Source organism: Solwaraspora sp. WMMA2056, from assembly GCF_030345095.1.
In the GTDB taxonomy this organism is placed as follows: domain Bacteria; phylum Actinomycetota; class Actinomycetes; order Mycobacteriales; family Micromonosporaceae; genus Micromonospora_E.
On sequence record NZ_CP128360.1, the window covers coordinates 6,254,514 to 6,276,686 of the forward strand.

The window sequence follows — 22,173 nt, forward strand, 5'->3', positions numbered from 1 at the left end:
GGCGGAAAAGTTCCCGCCGGACCGGGTGTGACGAAGGACATCCGAGTTCCCGGTTTGTTGTCACATCCGCCGGGAACCCGGCGCCGGGTGGGAAGCGACCAATAGACATGACAGCTGGTACGGGCGGACGCTGGCCGGTGGTGGTGCCCTGGCTCGGCACCGCCGCCCGCCTGGGGCTGGCCGCCGTGTGGCTGTACGCCGGCGGGTCCAAGGTCACCGACCTGGCCGGTTCCGGCCGGGCGGTCAACGCGTACCAGATCTTCCCGTACGACCTGGCGATGGTGATCGGCGCGGCGCTGCCGCTCGTCGAACTGGCTCTCGGGGTGCTGCTGCTGATCGGGCTGGCCACCCGGCTCTGCGCGGTGCTGTCGGCCGGATTGCTGGTGGTCTTCGTCGCCGGAATCGCCTCGGCCTGGGCTCGGGGGCTGCGCATCGACTGCGGATGCTTCGGCGTCGGCGGTGAGCTGACCGCCGGGCAGGACCCCAGCTACGGCCCGGAGATCCTGCGCGACCTGGCGTTTCTTGCGCTGGCCGGGTTCCTGATCTGGTTCCCCCGGACGAGGTGGTCAGCCGACCGGGTCATCTTCGAACGCAGATAGGCGATGAACACCTTGATTGTCACTGATCCTCAGATCGGCGGGTGACGGCGATGAGCCGGCGAGTGGAGCAGAAGAAGGCCGCCCGGGTGGTCCGCGAACAGATCGCCCGGGAACGACGACGCCAACGCGCCCTGTGGACGTCGGTCGCGGCCGCCGTGGCGGTGGTCCTCGCCGGGATGATCGGCTGGGCCGTCTACCAGACCCAGCGCAGCGGTGAGTACACCGCACCACCCGGCGTCGTCGCCAACGACTCCGGCATCCCGATCGGCGACGGCCCGGTCACCGTCGACCTCTACGCCGACTTCCTCTGCCCCGCCTGCCGGCAGTTCGAACAGCAGGTCGGGCCGACCCTGGACCAGCTCGTCGAAGATGGCAGGATCACCCTCGTGTACCACCCTGTCGCGATCCTCGACCGGCTCAGCGACGACGCGTACTCGACGCGGGCGTCCGCCGCGTCCGGCTGCGCGGCCGCCGGCGGCAAGTTCAGCGAGTACGCCGCCGCGCTGTACGAGCAGCAGCCGGCCGAAGGTGGCCCCGGCCTGAGCACCGACCAGCTGATCGCCATCGGCGGAGACGTCGGCCTGGACACCGGCAGCTTCGGCCAGTGCGTGCGCGACGACACCTACCGGGGCTGGCCCGCCCACGTCACCGAGCAGGCCGGCCGGGCCGGCGTCAGCGGCACCCCGACCGTGCAGGTCGACGGCGAGACCGTCGGATCCAGCGCGGACGCCATCACCGCCGCCGTGGACGCGGCCGGCTGACCGTGCGGCGACCCGGGCGACTGGCCGTACTGGCCGCCGCGGCGAGCGCGGTGCTCGTCGGCACCGCCGCACCGGCCGCCGCGCACGGCGCGGACGCCCCCGCCGCCACCGACTACCGGATCGCGGTGACCGGCACCGTCCCGGCCCTCGACGCCGTCACGGTACGGGTCGTCGAGGCCGGCGCCCGCCTCGAACTGACCAACCGTGGCGACCGGCCGGTCGAGGTGCTCGGCTACGACGGGGAGCCGTACCTGGAGATCCGCCCGGACGGGGTCTACCAGAACCGCCGCTCCCCCACCGCGTACCGCAACGAGACCCTCGCCGGCGACACCCCGGTGCCGGCCGACGCCGACCCGACCGCGGCACCGGACTGGCGCCGGATCAGCACCGAGCCGGTCGTCCGCTGGCACGACCAGCGGACCTACTGGTTGGCCGACGGACCACCGGAGGCGGTGCGCGCCGCACCCGACCAGCCGCACCGGGTACGGGACTGGGTCGTGCCGCTGCGCGTCGGCGTCACCCCGGTCGAACTTCGCGGCACCCTCGACTGGGTGCCGCCACCGGACCCGTGGCGCTGGTGGGGCGGCACGCTGCTCGGCGCCGTACTCATGATGTCGGGTCTGCTGGCCGCGGCCCGGCGCGGACCGCGCACCGCGCACCGGCTGTCGGCCGTCGGGCTCGCCGTCGGCGGCGCGATCGCCGTCGGCTACGTCGTCACCCGCGCGGTGACCGCCGGCGCCGGCAGCGGGTTCGGCGGCGTCCTCGACGCGCTGCTCGCCGGGCCGGTCTGGGCGCTGGTCACCGGGGTGGCCGCGCTGGTCGCCGCCGGGTACGCGGTGCGCCGCCGCCCCGGGGTCGAACTGGCCCTGGCGCTGGGCGGCGCCTGCCTGGCGATCTTCGCCGGGGCGGCGAACGCCGCCGTCTTCGCCCGGGCGATCGCGCCGGTGCCCGGCCCCGGCTGGTGGCCCCGGGTCGCCGTCGCCGTCGTCGTCGCCGTCGGCGCGGCGGTCGCGCTCGGCGCGGTGCTGCGACTACGCGCCGAGCCCTCCATCGTCGGACCCGACAGTGCCTCGGGCGGCGGCGAGCTGATCGGCGGCGAGCAGCGGGTCGAAGCCGACCGGTAGCTCCAACCGGTGCCGGGCCAGCAACCGCTGGTCCGCCAGCAACTGCGCGGTCGGCCCGTCCGCCACCACCCGACCGGCGTCCAGAATGACCGACCGCTCGCACAGCTGGATCGCGTACGGCAGATCGTGGGTGACCATCAGGATCGTCACCGACAGCCCGTGCAGGATCTCGGCCAGCTCCCGGCGGGCCGCCGGATCCAGGTTCGACGATGGCTCGTCGAGCACCAGGATCTCCGGGCGCATCGCCAGCACCGTCGCCACCGCCACCCGCCGACGCTGGCCGAAGGACAGGTGCTGCGGCGTACGGTCCCGGTGCTCGGACATCCCGACGGCGGCCAACGCCTCGTCGACCCGCGCCGCGAGCTGCGCCCCGCGCAGCCCCAGGTTCGCCGGCCCGAACGCCACGTCCTCGGCGACCGTCGGCAGGAACAACTGGTCGTCCGGGTCCTGGAAGACGATCCCGACCCGGCGGCGTACCTCGGCCAGGGTGGCCCGCCGGTCGTCCACCGTCAGCCCGGCCACCTCGACCTGCCCGGACCCGCCCCGCAGTACGCCGTTGAGGTGCAGCACCAGGGTGGTCTTGCCGGCCCCGTTCGGCCCCAGCAACGCCACCCGGGCACCGGCGGGCACCGTCAGGTCCACGCCGTGCAACGCCGGGTGCCCGTCCGGGTAGCTGAAGTGCAGATCCCGTACCCGCAGCGACGGTGGGCCGGGCTGCTCGTCGCCGGCAGGCGGGCCGGACTGCTCGCCGCCGGCAGGCCGGCTGTCCGGGTCGCCGCCGGCGATCGTGGTCATCGCAGTACCGCCACGGCGGCGATCGTAGCCGCCGTGGCCGGCACCGACGCCGCCACCGCCCACTGCCGGACCGTCGCACCACCGGTGGCGTGCCAGGCGGCCGGCATCCGACCGGTGTAACCCCGGGAGATCATCGCCAGGTAGACCCGCTCGCCGCGTTCGAACGCCCGCAGGAACAGCGCCCCGATACCGGCGGCGAAACCACGGACCTGCCAGAGGAAGCGGGGATCGTCGCCCCGGGAGATCCGGGCGATACGCATCCGCCGGGCCTCGTCGACCAGCACGTCGACGTAGCGCAGCATGAACGTGGCGATCTGCGTGATGATCGCCGGGCAGCGCAGCCGGTCCAGGCCGACCAGCAGGTCGCGGCCGGTGGTGGTGGCCGCCAGCAGCAACGAGGCGAGCACCCCGAGGGTCGCCTTGGCCAGGATGTTCCAGCCGCCGTAGAGGCCCTCGACCGACAGGCTGAGCCCGCCGACGACGACCTGCTCGCCGCCGGCCAGCCACGGCAGCGCCACCGCGAAGGCCACGAACGGGACCTCGATCAGTGATCGGCGGGCCAGCCAGCCGGCCGGCACCCGGGCCAGGGCGGCCACCACCGCCACCAGTACGGCGTACCCGCCGAAGGCCCACAGCTGCTCGCGCGGGGTGGCCACCACCACCAGGGTGAAGGCCACCATCGCCGCGATCTTGGTCTCCGGGGCGAGCCGGTGCACCGGAGAGTCCCGCTCCAGGTGCAGCACCTGTGAGTGCCCTGCGCCCACGGTGGACCCGGCCCCTACCGCTCGCCGGTCGAGGCGTCGGCGGGCTCCTGCGGCCGGCGGCTGCGGGTCAGCCAGAACAGGCCGCCGGCGACGGCGAAGGTGAGCAGCACCCCGACGACGCCGGCGGCCGCCGTGCCGAGGAAGGCGTTGTCCACGGCGGCCAGGCCGTAGTCGGCGAACGGGCTGTCGGACAGCTCATGCTCGCGGGCACCGGACGCCATGCAGGCCCCGCCGACGATCTCCTCGCCGTCGACCTCGCAGCCCTGGGTCGAGGCCGAGTCCAGCCCGTCGGGCGAGCCGGAGGCGAAGTTGCTCACCACCCCGGCGAGCAGCAGCGAGACGAGCAGCCCGGCCAGGATGAACCCGGTGTTGCGTTTCATGCGGCACCTCCGGCGGATGCGGGCTGGCTGGTCGTCGGCGTGGCCGCAGCGGCCGGGGTGGTGGGAGCAGCCGGCGGGCGCGGCGCGGTCGGGCGGCGCAGGCCGCGCAGGGCGTACACCAGGTCCGGGCGGGTCCGGGCGACGGTCAGTACGGTGACCGCGGCGATCAGCCCTTCGCCGATCCCGATGAGGGCGTGGGTGCCGGTCATCAGCGCCAGCACCTGGCCGAGGCCGAACTCCTGCAGGGCGGTGGTGCCGCCGAGGGCGTACTGCAGCACGAAGCTCAACGCGGCGGCGACCACACTGACCACCGACGCGACGAAGGCGGTCACCGCCAGGCCGGTCGGGGTGCGCGGCAGCACCCGCAGCAGGACGAAGATCAGCCCGTACGCGGCGGCGGTGCCGACCAGGGCCATGTTCGTGACGTTCGGGCCGATCGCGGTGACCCCACCGTCGGCGAACAGCAACGCCTGCACGATCAGCACGATCGACACGCAGAGCGCACCGACCCAGGGTCCGACCAGCAGCGCGGCGAGCGCGCCACCGAGCAGGTGGCCGCTGACCCCGGGCAGGACCGGGAAGTTGAGCATCTGGACGGCGAAGATGAATGCGGCGACCAGGCCGGCCATCGGGGCGAGCCGGTCGTCGAGGTCGCGGCGACCCCGGACCACGCAGTACGCGAAGGCGACCGCGGCGAGGACGGCGTAACTGATCGCTACGGGGCCGTTGAGCACCCCGTTCTGAATGTGGAGCGCGAGGGGATCCAGGTCCACTGAGTGCCTCCCGGCAGGGGAACGGTGATCGCCAGCTGAGCGTATTGCGACGTGGGCGCTCTTGCATAGAGATGGCAAGTGGCAGATGGTGGCGACGGCTCGCCGGCCGGGGCGGCGGGTAGGCTCCGGCCATGACCACCGCAGCCCACGAGGGCCCCGCCCGCCTCGCACCGGGCGATCCGGCCCCGGAATTCACCCTGCCGACCGACACCGGTGACCAGTTGTCCCTCAAAGAGCTACGCGGCCGCAACGTGGTGCTGTACGCGTACCCGTCGGCGATGACTCCGGGCTGCACCAAGCAGGCATGTGATTTCCGCGACTCATTGGCCTCGCTGCAGGCCGCCGGCTACGAGGTGGTCGGCATCTCCCCCGACAAACCGGAGAAACTGGCCAAGTTCCGGGAGCGCGACGGGCTGACCTTCCCGCTGGTGTCCGACCCGGACAAGGCCGTGCTCACCGCGTACGGCGCCTACGGCGAGAAGCAGCTGTACGGAAAGACCGTCACCGGGGTGATCCGGTCGACCTTCGTGATCGACGGTGACGGGCGCATCACCAAGGCGCTCTACAACGTCAAGGCGACCGGTCACGTGGCCAAGCTCCGCCGCGACCTCGGCCTCGACTGAGGCGTCACCGAATCCCGGCCTCCGGGGATGGAACCTCCAGCCCTCGGTCCTCGATCGAAGACAATGTCACACCCCACCGATAGCGTTCGGTCATGGGGAGGGAAAAATACACGCGTGAGCGACTTGCCGCTGCCGCCGCACAGTGCCGCAACGTCACCGATTTGCTGCGCCATCTGGGGATCCGGGTCAGCGGGGGCTCACACGCGCATATCAGTCGCCGCCTGAAGTTCTATGGCATCAATACGTCACACTTCACCGGCAGCGCCCACAATCGAGGTCAACGTGGCTATTACCGATTGACCCCACCGATGCTGTTGACCAGGCTCCCGAAAGGATCTCGACGGACACCGGGGTTTCGACTGAAGCGGGCACTGCTGTCGCTCGGCGTCCCGGAGCAGTGCGCGATCTGCGGGACCGGCCCCATCTGGCAGAACACCCCGTTGACGTTGCACGTGGACCACATCGACGGCGACTTCCTGAACAACGGCGCGGCCAACCTGCGGCTGCTCTGCCCCAACTGCCACAGCCAGACGGAGACCTACGCCGGATCGCGTCGCAACACGACGACACACGAGCCGCAGGACGCGCCCGCTGCGACCAAGCCGGAGGATCGAACGGTCGCTGGACCGCCCGAGATTCGACTACCGTATCCTCGGAGCGTAACCTAGAGGCGTTTGGGGCCGTAGTCCAATTGGCAGAGACACACGGTTTAGGTCCGTGACGGTGCGGGTTCGAGTCCCGCCGGCCCTACTCAGGAACGTGTCACCCAGGCCCGTACGGAGTCAGCAAATCGCAATGAGTTGCCCACCGTCCGTACAGCTGGGTTTCATCCTCGATCCGCCACTCGACGACGACCTGCGTGAGCGGATCATCGCGGTCTGGGTGGCGGCCACCAACGCCGGTGGGGCGGTCGGGTTCGTCGCCCCGGTGACCGCCGTGCAGGTCCGCCCGACCGCCGAGGCCGCGTTCGCCGGGGTGGCCGCCGGCATCGACCGGCTGCTCATCGGCGTCGACGCTGACGGGCTGGCCGCGTTCGTCTTCGTCACCAGCAACCGGTTCGGTCTGAAGGAGCACTGGCGCGTGCTCAAGCGGGTGGTCGTGGCACCGGACCGGCAGGGTCGTGGCTACGGGCTGGCCCTGATGGCCGAGGCGGAGCGGGTCGGCCGCGCGCTCGGCCTGGCGGCGCTGCAGGTCACCGTTCGCGACGGGCACGGGCTGTCCGCGTTCTACCAGCGGTGCGGCTACCGCGAGGTGGGCCGGCTGCCGGGGGCGCTGCGGGTGGCCGACGGCGACGACCGCGACGAGATCATCATGTGGCGGGACCTGACCGGGCCGGTGCCCGAGCGCCGCGACGTCGGACCGGCATCCGACTGACCGGGCCGGTGCCCGGCCCGCACCGGTCAGCCGCAGGCTGCTGACGGTGGGTCGGCCAGTGCGGCGACCGGCTCCACCGACGGGGTGGTCGCCGCGCCGAGCCCTGCTGTACCGGCGGCTGGCGTCGCACCCGGCGTGGCCGACCCGGTGGGCGTGGCACCGGGCGTCGGCGCTTCGGTGGGTGCCGTGGTCCGCGCCGCCGTCGACCGCTCACCGGAGTCGCCGCCTGACGATGACGTACCGGTCCGTGCAGGCGAGTCGGCACCGCCGGAGTCGCCGGCCGAGCCCGACCCGGAGCCGCTGCCGTACAGCCGTACGCCGGTCGTCTGGGTCTGCTCCGGGGCGAGCTTGACGCCGGAGACGCTGGCCTGGTTGCCGTACACGTCGGTGATCCGCAGCGTGTACGGGCCGGGGCCGAGCCCGCTGTCGGCGAGCCAGTAGTTGTAGTCGTGCCGGACCAGTTTGCGGTAGCCGGAGCCGACCTTCGCCTCGACCGCCGCCAACGGGTTGCCGTGGTTGGTGACCCGTACGGCGAACCACCATTGTGAGGAGCCTTCCTTGACCCGCAACGCCAGTGGCCCGGTCGGCGGGTCGACCACCGCCCGATAGGTGACGGCGACGATGCCCTGCACCGGGTCGGCGATGCGGGCGAACGCCTCCCGGGACAGGTCGATGTGGCCGGTGGCGCATTCCGGGCACTGGTCCATGACGACGACCCGGACGCTGCCCCGTGGGCCGGTGACGTCGAGGTGTCCGCCGCAGGCGGCGGCGTCGGCGTACTCGCTCGGGCCGAGCGCGACGTACATCCGGTCGGCCGGGGCGCTGTCGAACGAGCAGTTGCCGCCCTGGCCCTGCGAGTCGTAGAAGGTCGCCTTGCCCTGGTAGGTGTTGCCGCCGGCCGGCGGTGCGGCGCAGGCCGGGCTGGCGCCGACCTGGGCGGCGAGCAGCAGGCCGAGCAGGGCGGTGCCGGTGGCGACGCCGCCGCCGGCGAGCCAGCGGCTCCGGGCGGTCCACCTGGACCAGGTGGTCCTGCGGGCATGGGAACCACGGCCGTCGTCGGTCACATCCGGTGATGCTGCCCTACTGCGACGTACCGGGGCAACGGTCCTAAGTGAGACCTAAGAGTCCGGGCCGGTCGCGCTGCTCACCGGGTCGGCGGGACCGGCCACCGGGTCGCCGACAGCGATCCGGCCGGTACCGTCCGGGATCAGGTTCATCCCGAACAGGACACCTTTCGGGCCGCGCCGGTGCTGGCCGAGGATCCGCAGCGGCTGCGGGCCCCGTTCGCCGGTGTCCTGGTCGGTGGTGGTGACGACGCACCGCGCGCAGGTCTTGGCCACCCGGAAGGTGACCGCACCGATCCGGATCCGCTGCCCCAGCCAGCCGTCCTCGGCCCAGGCCGGCGCTCCGGTGAGGACCACGTTGGGGCGGAACCGGTGCATCGGCAGGGGTGCCGCAGGGTCACCGGACCCGACGAGCCAGTCGTTCACCGCGTCGAGTGAGGCGGTGCTGGTCAGCAGCACCGGGTACCCGTCGGCGAAGCTGACCGTGTCGCCGGGTCGGCTGAAGTCGGGGTCGACCGCCCGTACCGTCGGGTCGGCGAGCCAGACCAGCCGGGCCGGGCGCTCGAGCAGGTCGCTGAGCCAGTCGTGCGCGGTGGGTGCGGCGAGCCGGGCCGGCACCGCGACCTTGGACCGGAAGACCCGGACCGGCACCGGTTCGCCGTCGACCGGCGCGGGCACGTCGAGCGTGGGCCGGCCGGCGCCGCGCAGGGTGAGGCCGACAGCGCTGGCCAGGTCGGAACCGTCGGCGGCGGGTCCGGGGTGGACGGTGACCAGGGCGGGGACCTCCCGCTGGGTGAGTCCGACGCCGTCGGGGTCGACGATCATCCAGCGTCGGTCGCCGGCCAGGCCCCAGGGTTCGACGCGGGCGGCGTCGTGGTCGAGGCGGCGACAACCCTTCACCGGGTACGTGTGCAGTGCAGCGACCCGCATGCCGGTAACGATAGCGGCCGCGTTGCCGACTGAATGATTTTATGCATACAGTACGCCCGTGAATAACAGCGACGTCGCGGCGGCCGGCTCGGCCGAACGGGTGCTCGACCTGTTCACCGGCGTCCGTCTCACCCCCACCCAACGACGGATCGCACACAGCCTGGTGCAGCACGCCGGATCCGCCGCGTTCCTGTCCGCCGCCGAGGTCGCCGAACTGGCCCGGGTCAGCCAACCGTCGGTCACCCGGTTCGCCATGGCGCTCGGCTACGACGGCTACCCGGCGCTGCGACGCCGGTTGCGTGAGTTCGCCACCGGCACCAGCGCCACCGGCTCCGACGGCGCCGGTGCCGGTGCCGGGCTGCCGACGCCGCGCGGCGGTGGCCGCCGGGGCACCCGACGGCCCTACGCCGCCGACAACGAGATGCAGCGAGCGGTCCGCGCCGAGGCCGACCACCTGAGTCAGCTGGCCGACCAGCTCGCCGACCGGGACCGGCTCACCGCCGCCGGCACGGTCCTGGCCGACAGCGTCCCGCTGCCCGTGCTGGGGCTGCGGGCCGCCGCCCCACTGGCGCACTACTTCGGCTTCTTCGCCGCCAAGGTCCGCCCCGACGTACGGGTTCTCGACAGCGGCGGCAGCCTACTGCCCGAACGCCTCGAACAGGCCCGGGAGGCCGGCGCCAGCGCGTTGCTGGCGATCGTGCTGCCCCGCTGCCCCCGGGAGGCGGTGGACGCGCTGGTCGAAGCGCGGGCCATCGGCCTGACCATCGTGCTGATCACCGACTCGGCGCTGAGCCCGGCCGCCGAACACGCCGATCTGGTACTGCCCGCCCCGGTCGGCGACCAGCTCGTCTTCGACCTGCACGCCGCGCCGATGGCGTTGGCGATGGTGCTGCTGCAGGCGATCTGCGACGCCGCGCCCGGCGAGGCGCAGCGCCGGCTGGAGCAGTTCGAACGCTCCGCCGCCGCGCGCAACGTCTTCATCGGCTGACCACCCGGAAGGGAACCGCGACATGGCTGAACTGATCCGCGCGGCGCGCGGCACCACCCGTACCGCCAAGGGGTGGCCGCAGGAGGCCGCGCTGCGGATGCTGATGAACAACCTCGACCCGGACGTCGCCGAACGCCCCGACGACCTGGTGGTGTACGGCGGCACCGGCCGGGCGGCCCGGGACTGGCCGTCCTACCACGCCCTGGTCCGCACGTTGACCGAGCTGGCCGACGACGAGACGCTGCTGGTCCAGTCGGGCCGGCCGGTCGGGGTGCTGCGCACCCACGAGTGGGCGCCCCGGGTGCTGCTGGCCAACTCCAACCTGGTCGGTGACTGGGCCACCTGGCCGGAGTTCCGCCGGCTGGAGCAGCTCGGGCTGACCATGTACGGGCAGATGACCGCCGGCTCCTGGATCTACATCGGCACCCAGGGCATCCTGCAGGGCACCTACGAGACGTTCGCGGCGGTCGCCGCGAAACTGGCGGCGGGCGCTGGCGGCGCGCCGACCGACCCGACCGCCCCGCCGCCCTGGATCGACCGGGTCGGTACGGCGTCGCTGGCCGGCACGCTGACCCTGACCGCCGGCTGCGGCGGGATGGGCGGGGCGCAGCCGCTCGCCGTCACCATGAACGGCGGGGTGTGCCTGATCGTCGACGTCGACCCGCAGCGGCTCGCCCGTCGGGTCGCCACCCGCTACCTGGACACCGTCGCCGGTTCGCTGGACGAGGCGGTCGCCCTGGCCCGGGCGGCCCGCCGGGACCGGCGGGCGCTGTCGGTCGGCGTGGTCGGCAACGCGGCGACGGTCTTCCCGCAGCTGCTCGCCGCCGGCGTCGAGATCGACATCGTCACCGACCAGACCAGCGCCCACGACCCGCTCAGCTACCTGCCGGAAGGTGCCGAGCTGGCCGACGCGGCCGGTTACGCCCGCCGGGCACCGCAGGAGTACACCGAACGGGCCCGGGAGTCGATGGCCCGGCACGTGGCGGCGATGGTCGGCTTCGCCGACGCCGGTGCGGAGGTCTTCGACTACGGCAACTCGATCCGCGACGAGGCCCGCCTCGGCGGCTTCGACCGGGCGTTCGACTTCCCCGGTTTCGTCCCGGCGTACATCCGGCCGTTGTTCTGCGCCGGCAAGGGGCCGTTCCGGTGGGCTGCGCTGTCCGGTGACCCGGCGGACATCGCCGCCACCGACCGGGCGATCCTCGACCTGTTCGGCGACAACGAGGCGCTGGCCCGCTGGATCCGGCTGGCCGGTGAGCGGGTGGCGTTCCAGGGGCTGCCGGCCCGGATCTGCTGGCTCGGGTACGGCGAACGGGAACTCGCCGGGGTGCGGTTCAACGAGATGGTCGCCCGCGGTGATCTGGCCGCCCCGGTGGTGATCGGCCGGGACCATCTGGACTGCGGGTCGGTGGCGTCGCCGTACCGGGAGACCGAGGCGATGGCCGACGGCTCGGACGCGATCGCCGACTGGCCGCTGCTCAACGCCCTGGTCAACACGGCCAGCGGCGCGTCCTGGGTGAGCATCCACCACGGCGGCGGGGTCGGCATCGGCCGGTCGCTGCACGCCGGTCAGGTCTGCGTCGCCGACGGGTCGACGCTGGCCGGGCAGAAGATCGAACGGGTGCTGCGCAACGACCCGGCGACCGGGGTGCTGCGCCACGTCGACGCCGGCTACCAGTTGGCCGGCGACGTCGCCACCGCGCACGACCTGCCGGTGCCGATGAGGCAGCGATGAGCGCCGACGGCGATCCGCTGGTCGCACGGTTCCGGGCGATGTGGGCGGAGCTGGCCGGCATCGGCCGTGATCCGGCCACCGGCGGCTACCTGCGGTACGCGTGGTCACCGGCCGAGCTGGCCTGCCGGGAGTGGTTCGTCGCCGAGGCGACCGGTCGGGGGCTGGTGGTGCAGGCCGACGGCAACGGCAACCTGTGGGCCGACTGGGTGCCGCCGGGGGTCGACCCGGCCGCCCCGGCGGTCGTCACCGGCAGCCACTTCGACTCGGTGCCGTACGGCGGCGGCTACGACGGCCCGCTCGGCATCGTGTCGGCGCTGCTCGCCGTCGACGTCCTGCGGGAGCAGGGGGTCGTGCCGGCCCGGCCGGTCACCGTCGCCGCGTTCGTCGAGGAGGAGGGGGCCCGGTTCGGCCTGGCCTGCCTCGGGTCGCGGCTGCTGACCGGCGCGGTACCACCGGATCGGGCGCTGGCCCTGGCCGACGCGGCCGGGGTGACGCTGGCCGAGGCGATGCGGGCGGCCGGTGCCGACCCGGCGGCGGTCGGGCCGGATCCGACGCGGCTGGCCCGCATCGGGGTCTTCGTCGAGTTGCACGTCGAGCAGGGTCGGGCGCTGGTGGACCTCGGTGTCCCGGTCGGGGTGGCGAGCATGATCTGGCCGCACGGGCGGTGGCGGCTGGAGTTCACCGGTGCCGGCGACCACGCCGGCACCACCCGGATGGTCGACCGCCGGGATCCGATGCTGACCTGCGCGCACACGGTGCTCGCCGCCGACGCGCAGGCCCGGCGGCGCGGCGGGCACGCCACCATCGGCCGGGTCGAGGTCCGGCCGAACGCCACCAACGCGGTCCCGGCCCAGGTGCACGCCTGGTTGGACGCGCGGGCCGCCGACCCGGCGACCCTGGCCGAGCTGGTCGAGGCGATCACCGCCGACGCGGCGACGCGGGCCGCGGCGGACGGCACGACGGTCACCGTGACGGCCGAGTCGGACAGTCCACTGGTGGCGTTCGACCCGGCGTTGGCCGAGCGGGCGCGTACGGCGGTCGGGTCGGGGCTGCGCGTCGACGCGCCGGTGCTGCCGACCGCCGCCGGGCACGACGCCGGTGTTCTCGCCGGGCACGTACCGACCGCGATGATCTTCGTACGGAATCCGACCGGGGTGTCGCACGCCCCCGGCGAGTACGCCACCGACGACGACTGTGCCGCCGGGGTCCGGGCCCTGGCGGCCGCGCTCGCCGAACTGGCCGCCGGATGAGCGGGCCACACCGGGTGCACGGGGGCGCGGCATGAGGTGGTACGCCGAGTACGCGTGGCTGGGCGGGCCGGGCCCGGCCGCCGGGGTGCTGATCGAGGCCGAGGGGGGCCGGTTCACTGCGGTCACCGCCGACGTCACGCCGCCGCCGGGCGTGCCGAGGCTGGCCGGGGTGACCCTGCCCGGCCTGGCCAACGCCCACTCGCACGCCTTCCACCGGGCGCTGCGCGGGCGGACCCACGACGACCGGGGCAGTTTCTGGACCTGGCGGGACCGGATGTACGCGGTCGCCGGCCGGCTCGACCCGGACAGCTACCTGGCGCTGGCCCGCGCGGTCTACGCCGAGCTGGCGCTCGCCGGGGTGACCTGCGTCGGCGAGTTCCACTACCTGCACCACGACCCGCAGGGCCGACGGTACGCCGACCCGAACGTGATGGCGGACGCGCTGGCGCAGGCGGCCGCCGACGCCGGGGTGCGGATCACGCTGTTGGACACCTGCTACCTGACCGCCGGGGTGGACGGCGCCCCGCTGGCCGGGACGCAGCGCCGATTCGGCGACGCCGACGTGGCGGCCTGGGCCGACCGGTCCGGCAGCTGGCGGCCGGCCGGTGCGCACGTCCGAGCGGCGGCGGCGGTCCATTCGGTACGGGCGGTGCCGGCCGCCGAACTGCCGGTCGTCGCGGACTGGGCGGCGCGTCGGCGGACTCCGCTGCACGTACACCTGTCTGAGCAGCCGGCCGAGAACGCGGCCTGTCTGGCCCGGTACGGCCGGACCCCGACGGCGGTGCTGGCCGACGCCGGGGCGCTCGGCCCGGCGACGACGGCGGTGCACGCCACCCACCTGACCGACGCCGACGTGGCGCTGCTCGGCGACGCCGCGACCGGGGTCTGTCTCTGCCCGACGACCGAGCGGGACCTGGCCGACGGGATCGGCCCGGCCGGGCCGCTGTCCGCCGCCGGGGTCACGCTGAGCGTCGGCAGCGACAGCCACGCGGTGATCGACCTGTTCGAGGAGGCGCGGGCGGTGGAGACGCACGAGCGGCTGCGCACCGGCCGGCGCAGGCACTTCTCCCCCGCGCAGCTGCTGGCCATGGCGTCGCAGGCGGGGCACGCCGCGCTGGGCTGGGCCGATGCCGGTCGGATCGCCGTCGGGGCGCGCGCCGACCTGGTCACCGTCCGGTGCAACAGCGTCCGTACCGCCGGGGTCGACCCGGCCGGGCTGGTCTTCGCGGCGACCGCCGCCGACGTCACCGACGTGGTCGTCGACGGCCGGCCGGTGGTCGCCGACGGCCGGCACCTGCACGTCGACGTACCGGCCGAGCTGGCCGCCGCGATCCGGGCGGTGACGGCCGGATGACGGGCGCGATCCGGGCGGTGACCGGGTGACGACGGCGGCAGGCACCCTGCTGGTGACCGGCATCGGCGAGCTGGTCACCAACGATCCGACGCACGACGGCGGCCCGCTGGGGCTGCTGACCGACGCGGCGGTGCTGGTCGACGGCGACCGGATCGCCTGGGTGGGGCACGCGGCGCAGGCCCCGGCCGCCGACCGACGGCTCGACGCCGACGGCCGGGCCGGGCTGCCGGGTTTCGTGGACAGCCACGCGCATCTGGTCTTCGCCGGGGACCGGGCGGGCGAGTTCGCCGCCCGGATGGCCGGAGTCCGCTACGACGGCGGCGGCATCCGGACCACGGTGGCGGCGACCCGCGCCGCCGACGACGCGACGCTGCGCGCCACCGCCGGGCGGCTGCGCCGCGAGGCGCTGCGCCAGGGCAGCACCACGATCGAGATCAAGAGCGGGTACGGGCTCAGCGTCACCGACGAGGCCCGATCGTTGCGGGTGGCGGCCGAGTTCAGCACCGAGACGACGTTCCTCGGCGCCCACGTGGTGCCGGCCGAGTACACCGATCGCCCGGACGACTACGTCGACCTGGTCACCGGGCCGATGCTGGCGGCTGCGGCCCCGTACGCCCGGTGGGTGGACGTGTTCTGCGAGCGTGGCGCGTTCGACGGCGACCAGGCCCGCGCGGTGCTCGCCGCCGGTGCGGCGGCCGGTCTGGGGTTGCGGGTGCACGCCAACCAGCTGGGGCCCGGACCGGGGGTGGCGGTTGCGGTGGAGCTGGGGGCGGCCAGTGCCGACCACTGCACCCACCTGTCCGACGCGGACGTGACGGCGCTGGCCGGGTCGTCGACGGTGGCGACGCTGCTGCCGGGGGCGGAGTTCGCCACGAGGTCGCCGTACCCGGATGCCCGCCGGCTGCTCGACGCCGGGGTGACGGTCGCGTTGGCCAGCGACTGCAACCCGGGGTCGTCGTACACCACGTCGATGCCGTTCTGTGTGGCGCTGGCGGTGCGCGAGATGGGGATGACCCCGGCGGAGGCGGTCTGGGCGGCGACCGCCGGCGGCGCGCGGGCGTTGCGCCGCACCGACGTCGGCGTGCTGCGCCCCGGTGCCCGCGCCGATCTGCTGCTGCTCGACGCGCCCTCCTATCTGCACCTGGCCTACCGGCCGGGCGTGCCACTGATCAGCCAGGTCCTGCACGACGGGGAGCCACAATGTCCACTGTGATCATCGAACCGACCGGGATGACCCCCGAGCAGGTACGGGCGGTGGCCCGCGACGGCGCGCGGGCGCAGCTGCACCCGGCGGCGCTCGCGGCGATGACCCGCAGCCGCGACATCGTGGAGTCGATCGAACGCGACGGCCGACCCGTGTACGGCGTCTCCACCGGGTTCGGCGCCCTGGCCAGCAGTTTCGTCGCGCCGGACCGGCGTTCGGAGCTGCAGCACGCGTTGATCCGCTCGCACGCGGCCGGGATCGGCGACCCGATGCCCGACGAGGTGGTCCGGGCCATGCTGGTGCTGCGGGTCCGGTCGCTGGCGATGGGCCGCTCCGGGGTACGCCCGCTGCTGGCGCAGGCGCTGCTGGACCTGCTCAACCACCAGGTGACGCCGTGGGTGCCCCGGCACGGTTCGCTCGGCGCCTCCGGTGACCTGGCGCCGCTGGCACACTGCGCGATGGTGCTCCTCGGCGAGGGCTGGGTGCGGGATCCCGACACCGGGGAACGGATCGACGGTGGGGCGGCGCTGCGTCGGGCCGGGCTGACCCCGGTCGAGCTGGCCGCCAAGGAGGGGCTGGCGCTGATCAACGGCACCGACGGCATGCTCGGCATGCTGCTGCTGGCCATCGACGACGCCCGGCACCTGTTCACCATGGCGGACGTGACGGCGGCGCTGGCGATCGAGGCGATGCTCGGCTCGGACCGGCCGTTCCAGGCCGAGCTGCACACCATCCGGCCGCATCCCGGTCAGGCGGTGTCGGCCGGCAACATCCACCGGCTGCTGCAGCGCTCGGCGGTGATGGACTCGCACCGCGACGACCTGATGCACGCGGTGCAGGACGCCTACTCGATGCGGTGCGCGCCGCAGGTCGCCGGGGCGGCCCGGGACACGCTGACGTTCGCCGCGACGGTGGCCGGCCGGGAACTGGGGTCGGTGGTGGACAACCCGGTGGTGCTGACCGACGGGCGGGTCGAGTCGACCGGCAACTTCCACGGCGCACCGTTGGGCTTCGCCGCCGACTTCCTCGCCATCGCCGCCGCCGAGGTCGGCGCGATCAGCGAACGCCGGGTGGACCGGCTGCTGGACGTCAACCGGTCCCGGGATCTGCCGGCGTTCCTGTCCCCGGACGCCGGGGTCAACTCGGGGCTGATGATCGCCCAGTACACCGCCGCCGGGATCGTCGCGGAGAACCGGCGGCTGGCCTCGCCGGCCTCGGTGGACTCGGTGCCCACCTCCGGCATGCAGGAGGACCACGTGTCGATGGGCTGGGCGGCCGCCGTCAAGCTGCGTACGGTGCTGGACAACCTGACCAGCCTGCTCGCCGTGGAGCTGCTTTCCGCCGTACGCGGCCTGCAGTTGCGCGCCCCGCTGCGGCCGTCACCGGCCGGGCAGGCGGCGGTCGAGATCGTCGACAAGCTCGCCGGCGAGCCCGGGCCGGACGTCTTCCTGGCCCCGGTGCTGGAAGCCGTCCGGGGGGTGGTGGCCGGCCGGGAACTGCGTGCGGCGATCGAGGCCGAGATCGGCCCGCTGCGCTGACCGAGGTCGATGACCGATTCGTACGCCGAGTACGCAGTCTGCCAATCGCGGACGTTCTGGTCTGCCAATCGCAGGCTGCGTTTCCCCCGCTTTGCTGGAGCGGTGGTTACCTGCTGGCGTACACCTGCCAAGCTGCCTCGTCAGATTCCCCGGCCGCGCCGGTGCAGGCTGCGCAGTACGGTGTCCGGGCGCACGGCCCGGCTGGCGACGGCGAGCGCCAGGTAGGCGCGGGGCTCCTTCGGATTGCGGGCCAGGGTGTGCCGGGCCCAGCGCAGCGCGTCCCGCCGGTGCCCGGCGGCGGCCTGGGCGAAGGCGATCTGCCCGGCCACCCGGGCCTCACCGGCCGGCTGGGTGGCGAACTCGGGGTAGCGCTCCAGCAGCCACTGCAGGGCGGTGGAGATGGTGTCCCAGCGTTGCGCGAAGTAGGAGCGCTTGTGCCAGCGGACCAGCACGTACGGGGTGCGAAGGTTGCGCAGCGGGGCGCTGCGGGCGGCCCGCAGCAGGAACTCGTAGTCCTCGGCGTAGCTGCCGGGGATCTCCTCGTCGACCAGACCGAAGCCGTCGACCAGAGCCGACCGGCGGATCAGGAACGTGGACGGGTGCAGCTCGGTCATCCGGTCGCGCAGCAGCGCGTCGAGCGGCACCGTGTCGCGGTCGAGCACCCGGTCGGTGGTGGCACCGTCGTAGCTGACCGTGATGCCACAGCTGACGAACTCGGCCTCCGGATGCCGGCCGAGCTCGGCCACCTGGGCGGTGAGCTTGCCCGGCAGCCAGCGGTCGTCGTCGTCGCAGAAGGCGACCAGCTCGCCGGTGGCGACGAGGATGCCACAGTTGCGGGCACCGGCCAGGCCGGCGGACCGGTCGTTGACGACCACCCGGACCGGCCGACGGGGGTCGTCGTCGGCCAACTGCGGGTCCGGAGTGGACTGGTCGTAGACCACGACGATCTCGATGGTCCCTGGGTAGTCCTGCCCACGGATCGCCTCGACGGTGTCACGCAGCAGTTCCGGACGGTCCCGGGTCGGCACCACCACGCTGACCGTCGGCACCGACCCGGCACCTGCCGGGTCGACGGCGGACCCGGCGGCTACCGGGTCGACGGCGGTCATCGGGCCCGCCGGGCAAGGGTGCGTCGCGGGTGCGCCGACGAGATCAGCCCTTCGATGATCTCGCCGACCCGGGCGACGGCCGCCAGCCGGGCGGTGTCGGAGCCGGGCTCCGCGCCGATGCGGAACCTGGCCGGCTCGCGCAGTCCGGCGTCCAGGGCGGCGGCCAGCTCCGCCGGCGACTCGCAGAGCCGGACCAGCCCGGCGGCGGCCAGCCGTCGGGCGAACAGCATCTGGTGGTCGTCGACGTGCTCGCCCAGCGTGGGATCGCGCGGCACCACGATCGGCAGGTGCCGGTGCCGCCGTGCTTCGAGGATGGTCGCCGGCCCGCCGTGGCAGACCACCAGGCTGGCCCGGGCCATGGCCTGCTGCAGCGCGTCGTGGTCGAGGAAGGCGGTGGCGCCGGCCAGCGCCGGGGTGCGGCTGTGCCCGTACTGCACGATCAGCTCGGCCCGGTCGGCGACCGCCGGGTACCACTCCTCCAGCCAGCCGATCAGCCGGTCGAACCGGTGCCGGTCGGTCCCGACCGCGACCAGGACGGTGCCGGTACGCGGCGCGCTGCGCTGCCGGGGAATCCGGACGGTCGCGTGCACAGATCCGGATCTTGACAGGGCGGATTCCACCACGACCAACTCCCTGAATCAACTGCCACTTGTTTGTTTCGCCAATATGTCATTGGCATGTACGAATACGTTTGTTTACAGCAGGTTACCAACGACGGTGGCCTCCGGGTACTGTCGCCGCTGCTCCTCCCACTGCACGAGCATCGCGGAGAGAAATGGCCGACACAGGCGCGCGGTGAGGGTCGGGGTGTCGATCCGGTCGTACACCTCGATGTAGACCGCCGGCACCCGACGCAGCCAGGCCAGGACCACGAAGGGAACGGCGACACCGGCCCCGGTGGTCACCACCGCCGCGACGCTGCGCCGTCGGAAGATCCGCACCGCCAGCCAGGTGTTGCGCACCAGGTTGCGAAGGTTGCGCGTGGTGGGATGGTGTGCCCACAACACATCCTCGCCGCGCAGCAGCGATGTGGCGTCCGGGGTGTCGAAGGTCACCCAGCACCGTCGACGGTCGCCGTACCAGGGTTCGAGCGCGAGCAACTGCGCGAGGTGGCCGCCGCTGGAGCCGACGAGCAGGACAGTGCGCTCCGTGTCGCCGCCGTCCATATTGTTGGCCACATGCGCCCCCAGAGTTCACTAGCCGGCCAACCACTGTTTGGATAGCCAATATATAAGACCTCGCCAGGAAAGAAAATTGGCGACCGTCGCTTACCGCGACCACGGTGGAGCGCCTGACCTGCGACCACCCTCGGGCATCGACCCGTCACTACACCACCGCACCGCCGCGACTTCGATGATCCAGCGGCACCGATATCACTTTCCGCACACTCCGGACGTGAAACATTTTCTATCGCCCCAGTAGGATTAGTGGGACTCAAGCAACGGTATCGGTCCACGCTGGGCAGGCAGTCTGGTCCGCGACCCTCCGCCGGTCAGCCTTCAGACACACTTCTCCCATTCTGCGGGATGCCTACGCACCTCCGTCAGTCAACGCTGCGTCGCTCGATCTCGTCGAGCAGATGCGGATGCAGGGCGGGGTTCCAGCCGGCCCCGCCCACCGCCAGCCGCCAGGTCCGCAACCACATCTCAATCAGATAACTCTGGACGATCATCCGACGCTGGGTAGGCTCCACAGCCAACTCCGCCGCCACCAGGTCCAACCGATGATCCACTGCGGCCGCCGCAGCGGCCGCTGACGCGCCGCCCAGCACCAACGATCGCTGGAACGCGTCGTGTGCCAGGTCGAAACCGAGCGGTACGTCGGGGCCACTGTGCTCCCAGTCCCAGGCCACCAGCTGTCCGGCGTGCTCACCGAGGTTCCACGGTACCCAGTCGCCGTGCCAGTGCCCGAACTCGACGGACACGTCGCCGAAGCGATCCGCCAGCCGCTGCACCGTTGCCACCGCCCGCCGACCGGCCGGCAGGTCCATCGCCGACGCGGCGAACTCCGGCGGCCCGGCCGTCCCGAGCGGCCCGGCGTCCGCAACGGCCGCCGGCCCGGCGTCCGCAACAGCCCCCGTCCCGGCGGCAGCGGCGGCCAGCCGGCGCAGCCGGTCGAGAAACGCCGAACCGGCCAACGGGCGCGGTGCCGTCGGCGGACCACCCCGCCGGGCGATCGCCGACGTCGCCGCCACCCGGGGCGGGTCACCGGCGCCGACGCCACGCACCCGGGCCGGCAACGGCTCGACCACGGTGACCGCCTGCCCGGACCAGTCACCCGCCATCAGCACCCCCGGCACCAACGGGTGGTCGCCCACCGCGCTCGCCGACGCGGCCCGCGCCAACGCCGCCGCCTCGGCCCGGACCAGGTCCCGGGTCGCGCCGTTCCACCCGATCTTGGCGTAGCCACGCGGACGACCCGCGGCGTCGAACAACTGCACCGTCGGCTTGTGGTTCGGATCCGGCGGCCGGACCCCGATCGCCGCATACCAGCGGCCGCCGCCGAGACGCGCCGACACGTGGTCGACCAGCGTCAGAGCCTCCTGCGGTACGCCGTCCACCGGTGCCGACACGGTCAGCGTCCCGGGTCGCGTCGCCCCCAACGCCCCCACCCGGGCGGCCAGACCGAGCAGCGCCCGGGGCAGCCGTACCGACACCGGGCGCAGCGCGTTGTACGCCCAGACCGACGCGGCGGTGACCCGGCGCGGGCCCAGCGGCAACAGGAACCGGGCGGCCGCCGCCGACGGCACCACCGCGTACCGGGCCAGCAGCCGCTCCCCCCGCGCCGGCTCCGTCCGCTGCGGGCCGTCGGTCAGCGTCAACCGCAGCCGTTCGTCCGGAAAGACCGCCCGCGACACCCAGCCGAGTCCGTCGTCACGCCCCCGAGGGTCGAGACCCACGCTCACCGCTGCGACCCGGCCCAGTCCAGCCGCAGCCCCAGCCGCTGCGCGAGCGCCTCGTTGTGCGGCCGGTAGTAGTCGGTCAGCTCGGCCCGCAACTGCTCGTCCATCGGCGCCGACCGGCGGTCGTTGTAGACCTTGAAAGTCGGCAGCTCGTGCTGCGGCAGGCCGAGGAACTCCAGCGTCCGCAGGTAGGCAGCGCGGGTGTCGCCGTAGAACTCCTCGCTGGTCAGAAAGAGGAACTGGGACCGGTCGAACCGCTCCAGCCACGGGTCGAGATGCTCCAGGTAGCGGCCCCGCGCCCGGTAGGTGTACCAGTCGTACGGCTCGGAGAAGTAGTTCGGGTCGGCGATCAGCCGCTCCCGCTCCCCCGCCGTGCGCTCCGCCTCACTCGCCAGGGCCTGCGCGAAGTCCAACGGCTCCGTACCCTCGGTGCGGCGTTCCTTCCAGTGCGAGTACGCCCGTTCGACCGGATCCCGCAGCAGCACGATCAGCCGTACCTGCGGCAGCAACGCCTGCACCCGGTGCGCCGCAGTCGGGTGGAACATGTACAGCGGCGCCGCCTCGCCGGCCCGTACCGGCCCGCCGTGGCGGGCGGCCAGCGCGTCGCGCTGCCGCTGGGTGGGGAAGTGCGACCGGTACCACGCCTCCCCCCGGGACCAGTGCTCCTCGAAGTAGTGCGTGGCCTTGGTGTTCCAGGCCGGGAAGAGCCGGGGCACCAGCGGATGCTGGATCAGGTAGTTCCACAACGACGTGGTGCCGCCCCGTTTGGTGCCGATGATCAGAAAGTCCGGCAGCGGGCGACGGCCGCTGGTACGCACCCCGTAGTGCACCATCGACTCGCGTACCCGGTCGGTCACCTGGACCGGTACGGCCTTCTTGATCCGGTCCCTGATGGACGCCATGGTC

At 73.3% G+C, this 22,173-nt stretch carries 23 protein-coding genes and 1 tRNA gene; 13 read left to right on the plus strand and 11 right to left on the minus strand.

All coding sequences use genetic code 11. The annotated features are described in order from the left end of the window. The first annotated feature begins 107 nt into the window (after positions 1-107). The 3 genes from O7608_RS28330 to O7608_RS28340 are packed head-to-tail and all read left to right on the plus strand — an operon-like array spanning position 108 to position 2,484. Positions 108-599, plus strand: a complete 492-nt coding sequence (locus O7608_RS28330) for a MauE/DoxX family redox-associated membrane protein (RefSeq protein WP_289207457.1) — start codon at positions 108-110, stop codon at positions 597-599. A 50-nt stretch (positions 600-649) separates the two neighbouring features. Next, entirely contained in the window at positions 650-1,360 is a 711-nt protein-coding gene (locus O7608_RS28335) for a DsbA family protein (protein WP_289207458.1), read from the plus strand. A 2-nt stretch (positions 1,361-1,362) separates the two neighbouring features. Then, the gene (locus tag O7608_RS28340) at positions 1,363-2,484 is read left to right on the plus strand and encodes a hypothetical protein (RefSeq protein WP_289207459.1); all 1,122 of its coding nucleotides are present in this window, start codon (positions 1,363-1,365) and stop codon (positions 2,482-2,484) included. On the opposite strand, the gene O7608_RS28345 is transcribed toward O7608_RS28340, so the two are convergent. From O7608_RS28345 to O7608_RS28360, 4 genes are read right to left on the minus strand one after another with little or no spacing between them, the layout of a single operon-like run. Beyond that, a complete protein-coding gene (locus O7608_RS28345) occupies positions 2,392-3,279 on the minus strand; it encodes an energy-coupling factor ABC transporter ATP-binding protein (RefSeq protein ID WP_289207460.1) in 888 nt (295 codons plus the stop codon). The two genes, O7608_RS28340 and O7608_RS28345, sit on opposite strands and share 93 nt — an antisense overlap. After that, positions 3,276-4,043, minus strand: coding sequence for a cobalt ECF transporter T component CbiQ (cbiQ, locus tag O7608_RS28350; RefSeq protein WP_289207461.1), 768 nt, complete (start codon positions 4,041-4,043; stop codon positions 3,276-3,278). The genes O7608_RS28345 and cbiQ overlap by 4 nt, the downstream gene beginning before the upstream one ends. Positions 4,044-4,057: 14 nt before the next feature. Continuing rightward, on the minus strand, positions 4,058-4,423 hold the full coding sequence (locus tag O7608_RS28355) for a PDGLE domain-containing protein (RefSeq protein WP_289207462.1): 366 nt from the start codon (positions 4,421-4,423) through the stop codon (positions 4,058-4,060). After that, positions 4,420-5,190, minus strand: a complete 771-nt coding sequence (locus O7608_RS28360) for an energy-coupling factor ABC transporter permease (RefSeq protein WP_289211074.1) — start codon at positions 5,188-5,190, stop codon at positions 4,420-4,422. Before O7608_RS28360 ends, O7608_RS28355 begins: the two co-directional genes overlap by 4 nt. A 137-nt stretch (positions 5,191-5,327) precedes the next feature. On the opposite strand from O7608_RS28360, the gene bcp reads away from it, so the two are divergent. The 4 genes from bcp to O7608_RS28380 all read left to right on the plus strand — a co-directional run bounded on the left by bcp (position 5,328) and on the right by O7608_RS28380 (position 7,193). Then, entirely contained in the window at positions 5,328-5,819 is a 492-nt protein-coding gene (gene bcp / locus O7608_RS28365) for a thioredoxin-dependent thiol peroxidase (RefSeq protein ID WP_289207463.1), read from the plus strand. A gap of 92 nt (positions 5,820-5,911) precedes the next feature. Further along, positions 5,912-6,487 (plus strand): HNH endonuclease signature motif containing protein, encoded by a 576-nt coding sequence (locus tag O7608_RS28370; RefSeq protein WP_289207464.1) that lies wholly within the window; start codon positions 5,912-5,914, stop codon positions 6,485-6,487. An 8-nt stretch (positions 6,488-6,495) separates the two neighbouring features. Next, positions 6,496-6,569 (plus strand) — tRNA-Leu (locus O7608_RS28375). Positions 6,570-6,614: 45 nt separating this feature from the next. After that, entirely contained in the window at positions 6,615-7,193 is a 579-nt protein-coding gene (locus O7608_RS28380) for a GNAT family N-acetyltransferase (protein WP_289207465.1), read from the plus strand. 26 nt (positions 7,194-7,219) lie between these two features. Here the strand turns inward: O7608_RS28380 and O7608_RS28385 are convergent, their stop codons facing one another. Beyond that, positions 7,220-8,257 carry an expansin EXLX1 family cellulose-binding protein gene (locus tag O7608_RS28385; protein WP_289207466.1) on the minus strand — a complete coding sequence of 346 codons (1,038 nt, stop codon included), beginning with the start codon at positions 8,255-8,257 and terminating at the stop codon, positions 7,220-7,222. A gap of 54 nt (positions 8,258-8,311) precedes the next feature. Next, positions 8,312-9,187, minus strand: coding sequence for an MOSC domain-containing protein (locus tag O7608_RS28390; RefSeq protein WP_289207467.1), 876 nt, complete (start codon positions 9,185-9,187; stop codon positions 8,312-8,314). Between the two features lie 58 nt (positions 9,188-9,245). On the opposite strand from O7608_RS28390, the gene O7608_RS28395 reads away from it, so the two are divergent. The 6 genes from O7608_RS28395 to hutH are packed head-to-tail and all read left to right on the plus strand — an operon-like array spanning position 9,246 to position 17,256. Then, entirely contained in the window at positions 9,246-10,175 is a 930-nt protein-coding gene (locus tag O7608_RS28395; protein ID WP_289207468.1) for a MurR/RpiR family transcriptional regulator, read from the plus strand. A gap of 22 nt (positions 10,176-10,197) precedes the next feature. Next, complete coding sequence (gene hutU, locus O7608_RS28400; protein WP_289207469.1) at positions 10,198-11,910, plus strand: urocanate hydratase; 1,713 nt, start codon at positions 10,198-10,200, stop codon at positions 11,908-11,910. Further along, a complete protein-coding gene (locus O7608_RS28405) occupies positions 11,907-13,160 on the plus strand; it encodes an allantoate amidohydrolase (protein ID WP_289207470.1) in 1,254 nt (417 codons plus the stop codon). Before hutU ends, O7608_RS28405 begins: the two co-directional genes overlap by 4 nt. Positions 13,161-13,191: 31 nt before the next feature. Continuing rightward, complete coding sequence (locus tag O7608_RS28410; protein WP_289207471.1) at positions 13,192-14,514, plus strand: formimidoylglutamate deiminase; 1,323 nt, start codon at positions 13,192-13,194, stop codon at positions 14,512-14,514. A gap of 25 nt (positions 14,515-14,539) precedes the next feature. Further along, the gene (gene hutI / locus O7608_RS28415) at positions 14,540-15,727 is read left to right on the plus strand and encodes an imidazolonepropionase (RefSeq protein WP_289207472.1); all 1,188 of its coding nucleotides are present in this window, start codon (positions 14,540-14,542) and stop codon (positions 15,725-15,727) included. Continuing rightward, a complete protein-coding gene (gene hutH / locus O7608_RS28420; protein ID WP_289207473.1) occupies positions 15,715-17,256 on the plus strand; it encodes a histidine ammonia-lyase in 1,542 nt (513 codons plus the stop codon). Before hutI ends, hutH begins: the two co-directional genes overlap by 13 nt. Before the next feature lie 140 nt (positions 17,257-17,396). Here hutH and O7608_RS28425 read toward each other — a convergent pair whose 3' ends face one another. The 5 genes from O7608_RS28425 to O7608_RS28445 form a co-directional block, all read right to left on the minus strand. Next, positions 17,397-18,365 carry a glycosyltransferase family 2 protein gene (locus tag O7608_RS28425; protein ID WP_289207474.1) on the minus strand — a complete coding sequence of 323 codons (969 nt, stop codon included), beginning with the start codon at positions 18,363-18,365 and terminating at the stop codon, positions 17,397-17,399. Next, entirely contained in the window at positions 18,362-18,955 is a 594-nt protein-coding gene (locus O7608_RS28430) for a glycosyltransferase (protein ID WP_421357392.1), read from the minus strand. The genes O7608_RS28425 and O7608_RS28430 overlap by 4 nt, the downstream gene beginning before the upstream one ends. A gap of 105 nt (positions 18,956-19,060) precedes the next feature. Continuing rightward, entirely contained in the window at positions 19,061-19,531 is a 471-nt protein-coding gene (locus O7608_RS28435) for a glycosyltransferase family protein (protein ID WP_289207475.1), read from the minus strand. A 377-nt stretch (positions 19,532-19,908) separates the two neighbouring features. Beyond that, positions 19,909-21,270: a hypothetical protein gene (locus O7608_RS28440; RefSeq protein ID WP_289207476.1), complete on the minus strand. Its 1,362-nt coding sequence runs from the start codon at positions 21,268-21,270 to the stop codon at positions 19,909-19,911. Then, the gene (locus O7608_RS28445) at positions 21,267-22,169 is read right to left on the minus strand and encodes a sulfotransferase domain-containing protein (RefSeq protein ID WP_289207477.1); all 903 of its coding nucleotides are present in this window, start codon (positions 22,167-22,169) and stop codon (positions 21,267-21,269) included. Before O7608_RS28445 ends, O7608_RS28440 begins: the two co-directional genes overlap by 4 nt. Positions 22,170-22,173 lie beyond the last annotated feature (4 nt).

Coding starts and splice junctions, on each gene's coding strand:
- O7608_RS28370 (WP_289207464.1), top strand. CDS start 5,912: ATGGGGAGGGAAAAATACACGCGTGAGCGACTTGCCGCTGCCGCCGCA.
- hutH (WP_289207473.1), top strand. CDS start 15,715: ATGTCCACTGTGATCATCGAACCGACCGGGATGACCCCCGAGCAGGTA.
- O7608_RS28445 (WP_289207477.1), bottom strand. CDS start 22,169: ATGGCGTCCATCAGGGACCGGATCAAGAAGGCCGTACCGGTCCAGGTG.
- O7608_RS28410 (WP_289207471.1), top strand. CDS start 13,192: ATGAGGTGGTACGCCGAGTACGCGTGGCTGGGCGGGCCGGGCCCGGCC.
- O7608_RS28330 (WP_289207457.1), top strand. CDS start 108: ATGACAGCTGGTACGGGCGGACGCTGGCCGGTGGTGGTGCCCTGGCTC.
- O7608_RS28405 (WP_289207470.1), top strand. CDS start 11,907: ATGAGCGCCGACGGCGATCCGCTGGTCGCACGGTTCCGGGCGATGTGG.
- O7608_RS28390 (WP_289207467.1), bottom strand. CDS start 9,187: ATGCGGGTCGCTGCACTGCACACGTACCCGGTGAAGGGTTGTCGCCGC.
- O7608_RS28355 (WP_289207462.1), bottom strand. CDS start 4,423: ATGAAACGCAACACCGGGTTCATCCTGGCCGGGCTGCTCGTCTCGCTG.
- bcp (WP_289207463.1), top strand. CDS start 5,328: ATGACCACCGCAGCCCACGAGGGCCCCGCCCGCCTCGCACCGGGCGAT.
- O7608_RS28425 (WP_289207474.1), bottom strand. CDS start 18,365: ATGACCGCCGTCGACCCGGTAGCCGCCGGGTCCGCCGTCGACCCGGCA.
- O7608_RS28435 (WP_289207475.1), bottom strand. CDS start 19,531: ATGGACGGCGGCGACACGGAGCGCACTGTCCTGCTCGTCGGCTCCAGC.
- hutU (WP_289207469.1), top strand. CDS start 10,198: ATGGCTGAACTGATCCGCGCGGCGCGCGGCACCACCCGTACCGCCAAG.
- O7608_RS28335 (WP_289207458.1), top strand. CDS start 650: ATGAGCCGGCGAGTGGAGCAGAAGAAGGCCGCCCGGGTGGTCCGCGAA.
- O7608_RS28345 (WP_289207460.1), bottom strand. CDS start 3,279: ATGACCACGATCGCCGGCGGCGACCCGGACAGCCGGCCTGCCGGCGGC.
- O7608_RS28380 (WP_289207465.1), top strand. CDS start 6,615: ATGAGTTGCCCACCGTCCGTACAGCTGGGTTTCATCCTCGATCCGCCA.